Consider the following 8755-nt stretch of genomic DNA (forward strand, 5'->3'; position numbering starts at 1 on the left):
CGGCATCGCCAACACCTCGGGCCTCCTGCTGTCCAGCACCGTCACCACCGAAGACAGCAAGATCACCGAAAACTTCACCAACGGCCTCGGCGGCGGCGGCATCCTCAACGTCGACCTCACCCCGAACCTCGGCGGCACCGCCAACCTCACCATCCGCAACAGCGAAATCACCAAGAACAAAGCCACCCTCGGCGGCGGCATCCGCAACACCAACGGCACCCTCACCCCAACCAACACCAGAATCACCAACAACACCGCCCTCACCACCAACGGCGGCGGCGGCATCAACACCAACACCACCATCACCACCGACCCCACCACAACCACCACCAGCAACCGACCCACCAACTGCACCGGCACCGTCACCAACTGCTTCGGCTGACCGACGGCGCACCGCAGCCGGCCCCCGTCCCTTCGGGACGGGGGCCGGACCCTGTCGACGGCCGTTACCGCTGGACGAAGACCGCCACGCTGCGCGCCGGCACCGTGAACGTCCCGCTGCCCCGGTCGAACGAGGCGGCGCGCAGCACCGGATCGGCCGAGGCCCGCAGCACCGGGTGCAGCGCCACGTCCGACCCGCGCAGCCCGGTCACGGTCTGCTTCGCCGCCTGCGGGGTCGCGTTGAACACGACGGTCACCGACCGCCACGCTCCGCCGAGCCCCCGGGCGTCGAGGGTCATGGTGAGCACGCCCGGCGTCTCACCGACGCCGGACAGCGGGAACGCGACCCGCTTCTGCACCTGCTCGGCGGTGTCCAGCCCGAACACCGGCGACGACTCGCGGACGCGCAGCAGCTCCGCGTACCGGGCGTTGGCCAGGTCGATCGCCGCGCAGTCCGGCACCAGCTTCGCGTCGGCCAGCAGCGGCTTGGCGTACGGCCACTTGTCCTGGTTGTCCTGCGCCGGCGGCAGTCCCGCGCCGAACCCGTTGCCCTGCGCGCAGTCCCAGCGGATCTGGTTGAACCAGTCGCCGGAGTTGTAGGAGTTGCGGTCCAGCGACTTCGACCGCAGCCGCTCCGAGCCGGCCGTCACGAACCCGGTGCCCTGCCCCATCACCACCGTGGCGAGGGCGAGCACCTGCATCCGGGCCCGGTCCGTCGCCGAGGTGGCCTGCGGCAGCTTGTACGCCAGCGCGTCGTACAGGATCTCGTTGTCGTGCGCGTCGACGTAGGTGACGGCCTCGCCCGGCGCGGCCGTGTAGCCGGCCGGCGAGCCGTTGTAGTCGACCTGCGCGCCGGTGACCTGCCGGCCGGCGGAGTCGGTGAACCGGTAGCCGCGCAGGTTGCCGGTCAGCCCGACCTTGATCAGGTCGTGGGCGTGCAGCAGCCGGGCCCTCTGCTCGGCGGCCGAGCCGTTGATTGGGTCGCCGTTGGGGTCGGTGAACAGGCCGGAGGCGAAGCCCTGCACGCGCGGGTTGGCGTCGAACGGGCCGCCGCCGCGCACCGCGTCGCGCAGCCGGTCGTTGAACGTGCCGATCCCGGTGCCGGCCATGTTGGCCTGGGTGGCCTGCGTGAACCGGGCGTCGTCGGCGACCTCGCCGAAGTTCCAGCCCTCGCCGTAGAGCAGGATCCTCCGGCCGTCGACGCCGTCGCGGGCGAGGGTGAGCTGGTCCAGGGCGGCGCGCACGGCCAGGATGTTCGCCTTCGGGTGGTGACCCATCAGGTCGAACCGGAAGCCGTCCACCTTGTACGCCTTGGCCCAGGTGACCAGCGAGTCCACCACGAGCTTGCCCATCATGGCGTGCTCGGGCGCGGTGTTGGCGCAGCAGGTCGAGTTGGCAACCGCCCCGTCGTCGAGCAGCCGGTGGTAGTAGCCCGGCACCACCTGGTCGAGCACCGACTTGGCATCGGTGCCGGCGGCCGAGGTGTGGTTGTAGACGACGTCCATGACGACCCGCAGGCCCGCGCCGTTGATCCCGGCGACCATCCGGCGGAACTCGGTGGTGCGCGCCGCCCCGGCCGGGTCGACGGCGTAGCCGCCCTCCGGCACGGTGTAGTGCAGCGGGTCGTACCCCCAGTTGTAGCCGTCGGTGTCGGCGACGGCCGCGACGCAGCGCTGCTGCTCGTCGGAGTCCGGGGGCAGCTTGGCCAGGTCGCAGGCCGGCTGCTGCTGGTCGGCCCGCCGCTCGGGAATGGTGGCGAAGTCGAACGCGGGAAGCAGGTGCAGGTAGTCGACCCCGGCGGCGGCGAGCGAGCGCAGGTGCTTCATGCCGGCCGTGTCCGGGTCGGTGAAGGCGAGGTAGGTGCCGCGCCGCTGCGCCGGCACGGTGGCGTCGGCGACGGAGAAGTCCCGCACGGAGACCTCCTGGATCTGCGCCTTCGCCGGGGGCACGGCCGCCGGCTTGCGCAGGCCCGCCCAGCCGGCCGGGGCGAGCGCCGGGTCGGCCAGGTCGACGATCTGGCTGTGCGTGGAGTCCGGCGCGAGCGCCACCGAGTACGGGTCGGTCACCGACGCGGTGACCATCCGCTGCGCCGCCGGCTGCCACGCCGACACCCGGTACCGGTAGAACTTGCCCGTCCAGCCCTGCTCGCCGCGCACCGACCACACGCCGGTGCGGTCGTCGCGGCGCATCGGCACGACCCGCGGCGCGGCGGTCGGTGCGTCGAACAGCTCCAGCGCCACCGACCGGGCGGTGGGCGCCCAGACCGACAGGGTGGGCACCCGGCCGGCGAAGACGGGGCCGAGTTTCGCGCCGGTGGCGGCGGCGTACACGTCGTCGAGCACGCCCGGGACCTGCACCCCGGACGCGCCGAGCAGCGCGCCCTCGGCGTCCCGCTCGGTCACCACGAGCTGCCCGCGCAGCGCCGCCGGCACCTTCGCCAGGTCGGCCCGGTCGAGGGTGAAGGCGCGGTGCGCCCACAGGTGCGGGAACCGCGCGCGCTGGGCCTCGGTGAGCCCGTTGCGCTGCGCCCGCAGCGGCAGCGAGGTGTACGTCCCGGACAGCTCCCCGTCGACGACGCTCAGCCCGCCGGCCGGGGCGGTGACCAGGGCGTACGTCCGGCCGTCGGTGTCGGGAGCCTGCCAGGCGACGGTGGACCGGTCGATCCACTGCGCCCGCTGCTTGGTGATGTCCACGTTCCTGGATACCCCGGACGAGGTCGTCGGCAGCAGCCGGCCCGGCGTGGCGGCGAGCAGCCACACCTCCCGCCCGGCGGTGGCGAAGTCGAGGCGCTGGTCGTCCGGCAGGTCCTTGGTGTCGCCGTGGTGGACGATGTAGCTCAGGCCGGTCGCCCCGGCGGCCAGCGGCACCCGGAAGACCGCGCCGAAGGAGTCGACCTTCTCCGGCTTCAGCGGGCTGGACCAGTCGGTGGGGTTGGCGGCCCCGTCCCACAGGTGCAGGCCCCAGCCGTCGTAGTTGTTGTCGGCGCGGCGGTAGTGGATCAGCGCGGTGTCCCCGGCGACGGGCGGGTCGGGCTCGCCGGTGGCGGCCTGCCTGCTCGGGTAGAGCGCGGCGTCGCCCTGCTTCACCCACACCTCGCCGGTCTGCGTCACGTCGACGGTGCGGTCGGTGGCGACGTCCTTGGTGCCGGCGGCGTCGACCACGAGGAACCCGACGGACTTCGCGCCGGGCTTCAGCTTCACCCAGGCGAACCGGCCGTACGAGTCCTCGCCCGCGAACGGCTGCCCCTTGGGCCACTCGGTGACGTACGCGGGGTCGATGTCGCCCCACGCGTACAGGCCCCAGTCGGCGTAGCCGCCGGCCGGGCGCTGGTAGTGCACCACCAGCCAGTCCCGCGACGCGCTCTGGGCGGGGGTGCCGACCGTGGCGGTGGAGCGGGTGGCGGCGACGCGGCCCCGGCCGTCGCGGACGACGGCCTTGTACTCGACCTTCGTGCCGCCGGCCAGGCCGGTCAGGTCGTGGTGCACGGTGTACGGGGCGGTGTGCGCGCTGCCCAGCAGGGTCCACCGGCCGCCGGCGACCCGGGCGGCGACGGTGACGGTGGCGAGGGGGTCGCCGGTGACCTGCGCGGTGACGGCCGCCCGGGTGGCGACGGGCGTGCCCGGGGCGGGGGCGGTGACGGCGATCGTCGGCTTCGCGGCGGCCTGCGGGATGGCTTTGGCGGCCCGGTGGACCACGGCGGACATCGCCGGCACGGTGACGGTGAGCCTGCCGTCCGCCCCGGCGGTCGGCGTGCCGGTGCCGCCGTGGATGCCGGCGAACGCGGTGCCCGGCGACCAGGTGTCCACGGTGACGGTCTGCGCGGTGTCGGCGTTGTTGACGGCGACGACGTACTCGACGCGCTGGCGGGGGTCGACGCGGGAGAAGGCGAAGACGCCGGGACCGTCGGCGGCGTACCGGGTGACCTGCACGCCGTCGCGCAGCGCCGGGTGGGCCTGGCGCAGCGCGCCCAGCCCGGCGATGGCGCGGTAGAGCGGGTGCGTCGGGTCGTACTGGTCGGCGGCGTGGGTGCGGTCGGTGCCGATCAGGTCGTCGTCGAGGTAGTCGGCCGTGCGCGAGGCGAACATGTCCTGCCGGGCGTCCTTGTCGCCGCCGGGGCCGGTGAAGCCCTGCTCGTCGCCGGAGTAGACCACCGGCTGCCCCCGGGTGAGGAACATCAGCTCGTGGGCGAGGGTGGCGCGGCGCAGCTGCGCGGCGTCGTCACCGCCGGCCGCGGCGACGAACGAGCCGATCCGGCCCATGTCGTGGTTGCCGAGGAAGGTGGTCAGCCGGTTGGCGTCGGTGTCGCGGGCGGCGTACAGGTCGTCGCGGGCGTACACGTCGGCGAGGGCCTTCGCGGAACCACCGGCGGCGGTGTAGCCGCGCGCGGCCTCCTGGAACGCGAAGTCGAGGGTGGCCGGCAGGCCGCCGCGCCGCACGTAGGTGGAGGTGATCTCCGGGTCGGCGCTGTAGACCTCGCCGAACATGAAGAAGTCCTTCTTGCCGGCCTTCTCGGCGGCGCGCTCGATGCCCCGGCTGAACTGCGGCCAGAACTCCAGGTTGGTGTGCTTGACGGTGTCGAGCCGGAACCCGTCGACGCCGGTCGCGCCGATCCAGTCGCCGTAGACCTTGGTGAGGCCCGCGACGACCTCGGGGCGCTCGGTCCACAGGTCGTCCAGGCCGAAGAAGTCGCCGTACTCGCTGTTCTCGCCGGAGAAGGTCGAGTCGCCCCGGTTGTGGTACATGGTGGCGTCGTTGAGCCACGCCGGGACCTTGACCTTCGCGTCGGCCGGGCTGTCGAAGGTCGGCGTGTACGGGAAGGAGTCGGCGTTCACCTCGGGGAAGCCCCGGGTGCCGTCGGCGTAGTTGCGGTCCTCGAAGGCGCGCCCCTGCGCGTCGGTGTACGGCGCGGTCTTCTTGTCGATGTAGGCGTACTTGTCCTCGGCGTACTTGATGACGTCGGCGGTGTGGTTGACGATGACGTCGAGGTAGACCCTGATGCCCCGCCGGTGCGACAGCTCGACCAGCCGCTTCAGCTCCTCGTCGGTGCCGAAGTGCGGGTCGACCTGGGTGAAGTCGGTGATCCAGTAGCCGTGGTAGCCGGCGGAGACGTCGTCGCCGGCGCCCTGCACGGGCCGGTTCTTGAACACCGGGGCGAGCCAGATGGCCGTCGTGCCCAGCCCCTGGATGTAGTCGAGCTTGTCGATGAGGCCCTTGAGGTCGCCGCCGTGGTAGAAGCCCTTGTCGGTGGGGTCGAGGCCGGTGGACAACCGGTCGCCGGTGAGGCCGCCGGCGTCGTTGCGCGGGTCGCCGTTGGCGAACCGGTCGGGCAGGACGAAGTAGAACTGCTCGGCCCGGGCGTCGTCGTGGCCGGCGGCGAGCAGGGCGTCGGCGGAGGGCTCGGCGCGCCACTGCGTCGCGCCGGCGGCGGCGAGCGGGTCGGTGCGGGTGCCGGCGTCGGCGGCGTCGCCGCCGAGCTGGCGCACGGCGACGGGGGCGCCGACGAGGGCGAGGGTGAGGGTGGAGACCAAGGCGAGCAGCGCCTTACGGGGCATCGGCGGGGGTTTCATCGACGGCCTTCCTCTGGTCGTGATTGGCCCGCACGCTAGCCCTTGCCGAAACGTTCTGCAATACCTTGCAAACGGAGTCGCAACAAAGCAGTCATCTTGCAAGCGCCTGCGGCCGACGGCGCGCCCGCGCGGCCCGGGGGACGGGCGGTCGGGCGCGTACGGTCGGGCGGTCGGGCGCGTACGGCGCAGGAGGGAGCCGGCCCCGGCCGGTGACGACGCAGGGCCGGTCAGCGCAGGCCGGAGCAGCCGGCCCCATCGACGGTGCAGGTCGTCGGCCGGGTGGCCCGCGTCCGGTCGAAGTGGAACCGCAGCGGCACCGACGCGCCCGGGCCGAGGTCGACGCCGCTGGTGAACGTCCAGGTGTCGCCCGAGCGGCTGATCCGGCCCTGCGGCGCGCCCTCGATCCAGGCGGTCACCAGGTGGGCGGCCGGGAAGGTCATCCGGACCGTCCAGCCCCGCTGCGACCGGGACTCGTTGCGCACCAGGACCTCGCCGATGAACGCGCCGTCGTAGGAGTTCATCACCCGGTACGCGCCGCTGACCGACGACGACGCGGGCGGCCTGGCCGGGGTGGTCGGGGCCGGCGGCTCGGGCGCGGGCGGGGCGGCGGGCGGCGGGGCGGCCGGCTCCGCCGGCAGGGGGCCGGCGCCGCCCTCTCCGACCGGGGTGGTCGCCACGGCGTGCCCGGCGGGCTGCGCCCCGCTGGGCGACAGGGTCGCACGCGGGGACAGGCCCGGCACCACCGGCGCGGGCGGCTCGGTCACCGACCGGCTCACCGCCGGCGGCAGCGTCGGCAGCGGCATCGTCCACTCGGGAGCCGGGAACGCCTCACCGACGGGCCCCCGGCTGCGGTAGGTGCCGAGCGCCACGAACAGCAGCACCACCATCACCACCACCCCGACCGAGACCACGATCCAGGGCGAACTGGCGATGGCGGCATTGGCCCCGGAGGTGGGTTGCGCGCGACGTGTGCCCGACATGTCCCTCCCTCATCGGTCCCGCCCGGAGAGCGTAGCGATCAACGGCAATGTCGGAAAGAGCCGGAGCACACTGAACCGTCCTAACAGTCCAGTGGGCCCCGTTCCGTCGATGCCGCGCGCACCCGGGGGTGGCCGCGACGGGGTCAGGCGGTGCGGATCACCGTACAGATGGCAGGGCCGTCGTCGGTACTCCGTAGCAGGTAACGGTACCGCTCGCCCGGCACGCGCCGCCCCCGGCCGTCCAGGAACTCCCATTCCACGGCGACCTCGGTCAGCAGCGCCGAGACCGGCTGCACGTCCCCGATCATGGCGTGCGCCGCCACCAGCTCACGCTCCTGGTAGTCCGGGGCCGCGCCGACGAACGACAGCGCCACCGCCGCCGGGGACGCGAACGAGAAGCTGTAGGTGTCGGCGACGACCAGCCCCGGCAGGGCGTAGCAGGCGGCGACGGCCGCCACGTCGCCGGTGGTCAGGGCCACGCCGTACCGGCCGAAGAAGTCGGTCAGCGCGTCGAGATCGGTGGATGCTGTCACGAGGACTGTCAGTTGCCGCCCGCCGTCCCCGGCAAACCAAGGTCGACGGCGCCGGCGCGCACCGCGCCGGCCCGGTCGCTCACCGTGGCGGAATCCGCACCTCGATCTCCGTGCCGAGCTGCGCCCCGCCGGTCAGCCCCAGGTCGTCGCCGCTCCAGAACCGGCCCGGGTCGTACCAGTTCGGCCGGCGGCCCGCCGGCAGCAGGCCCATCGCCTCGTACGTCACCGCGACCACCTCGGCGCAGTACGCCGTCTCCAGCGCCCGGTCCCGCACCGCGACCCCGCCCGGCCGCTCCGGCGTGCCGGTCCCCCGCTCCGCCTGCGCGGCTGCCTGCTCCGCCTGCACGGCTGCCTGCTCCGCCTGCACGGCTGCCTGTTGTGCCTGCGCGGCCCCCCGGTCTGCCGGACCGGCCGCCCGGTCCCGCCGCCCGGGCAGGGGCAGCGGCAACCGCACCTGCGGCACCCGGCCCCGCGCCCAACGCCAGGCGAGCTGCGCGGTCGACGGGAACGGCGTGCCGTCGATGCGGGCGACGGTGCGCAGCACCGCCTGCTCCATCGTCGCGTCGGCGGGCGGTTCGAGCTGGCGCAGCCAGGCCCGCTGGCCGTACCGGTTGGCCCAGACGCAGACCGCGTCCCGCAGGTCGTGCAACTGCACCCCGCGGTGGTGGGTGCCGGTCCACATGTCCGGCAGCGACCGGCCCAGCTCGGCGTGCCACATCAGCGGCGGCAGGTCGTCCAGGACCACCGCCATGCCCACGTGGTTCACCGGGCTGTTGGTGGTGAGCTGGATGGCGCGGTCGGGCACGCTGCGGCCCCGGAACACCCACACGTCGCCGGTGCGGGTCAGCTCCACGGCCTCGTCCAGGCCGATGCTCATGCCATCGTCCCGCCGTCGCCGCCGACGTTCTGCTCGCTCATGAACGTCTACCCTAGGCGCATGCGGCAACGGATGCAGTGGTGGAAGTGGCTCGGGCTGGCCGGTCTCGCGGGCGTCGCCGCGACCGGCGTGGTCGTGGCCCGCGCCGAGCGGCGGCGGCGGGCGTACACCCCGGAGGAGATCCGGGCCCGGCTGCGCGACCGGCACGCGGAGGCCGCCGCCACCGGCGCAGTCGGCACCCCGCCGCCCGACGACCCGGCCTGACCGGCAGGCCGGCGGGCCATGGTCACGCTCGATCAGGGAAAGAGTGGCGACACCCCCAGTCTGGGGATTTAACGCTGGGCGGGTCGGCGTCGCTTGATGATTGTCTTGTGGCGTGGGGTGGGTTGCTGGTTTCGGCTGCCTTTGGGGCGTCCT

Annotated in this window: 5 protein-coding genes and 1 pseudogene; 2 read left to right on the forward strand and 4 right to left on the reverse strand. The window is 73.7% G+C overall.

Annotation, left to right across the window (positions count from 1 at the left end; all coding sequences use genetic code 11):
- A pseudogene (locus tag ACFYWL_RS22460) lies at positions 1–382 on the forward strand (right-handed parallel beta-helix repeat-containing protein); the annotation flags it as partial.
- Between the two features lie 64 nt (positions 383–446).
- Here the strand turns inward: ACFYWL_RS22460 and pulA are convergent.
- From pulA to ACFYWL_RS22480, 4 genes are all read right to left on the reverse strand, one after another.
- The gene (gene pulA, locus ACFYWL_RS22465; protein ID WP_386975659.1) at positions 447–5948 is read right to left on the reverse strand and encodes a pullulanase-type alpha-1,6-glucosidase; all 5502 of its coding nucleotides are present in this window, start codon (positions 5946–5948) and stop codon (positions 447–449) included.
- 227 nt (positions 5949–6175) lie between these two features.
- Positions 6176–6928 (reverse strand): cellulose binding domain-containing protein, encoded by a 753-nt coding sequence (locus ACFYWL_RS22470; RefSeq protein ID WP_386975661.1) that lies wholly within the window; start codon positions 6926–6928, stop codon positions 6176–6178.
- Between the two features lie 143 nt (positions 6929–7071).
- Positions 7072–7461 carry a hypothetical protein gene (locus tag ACFYWL_RS22475; RefSeq protein ID WP_386975664.1) on the reverse strand — a complete coding sequence of 130 codons (390 nt, stop codon included), beginning with the start codon at positions 7459–7461 and terminating at the stop codon, positions 7072–7074.
- Positions 7462–7540: 79 nt separating this feature from the next.
- Positions 7541–8338: a hypothetical protein gene (locus tag ACFYWL_RS22480; protein ID WP_386975666.1), complete on the reverse strand. Its 798-nt coding sequence runs from the start codon at positions 8336–8338 to the stop codon at positions 7541–7543.
- 60 nt (positions 8339–8398) lie between these two features.
- On the opposite strand from ACFYWL_RS22480, the gene ACFYWL_RS22485 reads away from it, so the two are divergent.
- Positions 8399–8602 (forward strand): hypothetical protein, encoded by a 204-nt coding sequence (locus ACFYWL_RS22485; RefSeq protein ID WP_386975667.1) that lies wholly within the window; start codon positions 8399–8401, stop codon positions 8600–8602.
- The last annotated feature ends 153 nt before the right edge of the window (positions 8603–8755 follow it).

Origin of the sequence: Micromonospora sp. NPDC002575, assembly GCF_042889525.1 — a bacterium.
In the GTDB taxonomy this organism is placed as follows: domain Bacteria; phylum Actinomycetota; class Actinomycetes; order Mycobacteriales; family Micromonosporaceae; genus Micromonospora; species Micromonospora carbonacea.

What these genes read in the sequence shown, in the direction of transcription:
- ACFYWL_RS22470 (WP_386975661.1), bottom strand. Translation starts at nt 6,928, where the DNA reads ATGTCGGGCACACGTCGCGCGCAACCCACCTCCGGGGCCAATGCCGCC.
- ACFYWL_RS22480 (WP_386975666.1), bottom strand. Translation starts at nt 8,338, where the DNA reads ATGAGCATCGGCCTGGACGAGGCCGTGGAGCTGACCCGCACCGGCGAC.
- pulA (WP_386975659.1), bottom strand. Translation starts at nt 5,948, where the DNA reads ATGAAACCCCCGCCGATGCCCCGTAAGGCGCTGCTCGCCTTGGTCTCC.
- ACFYWL_RS22485 (WP_386975667.1), top strand. Translation starts at nt 8,399, where the DNA reads ATGCGGCAACGGATGCAGTGGTGGAAGTGGCTCGGGCTGGCCGGTCTC.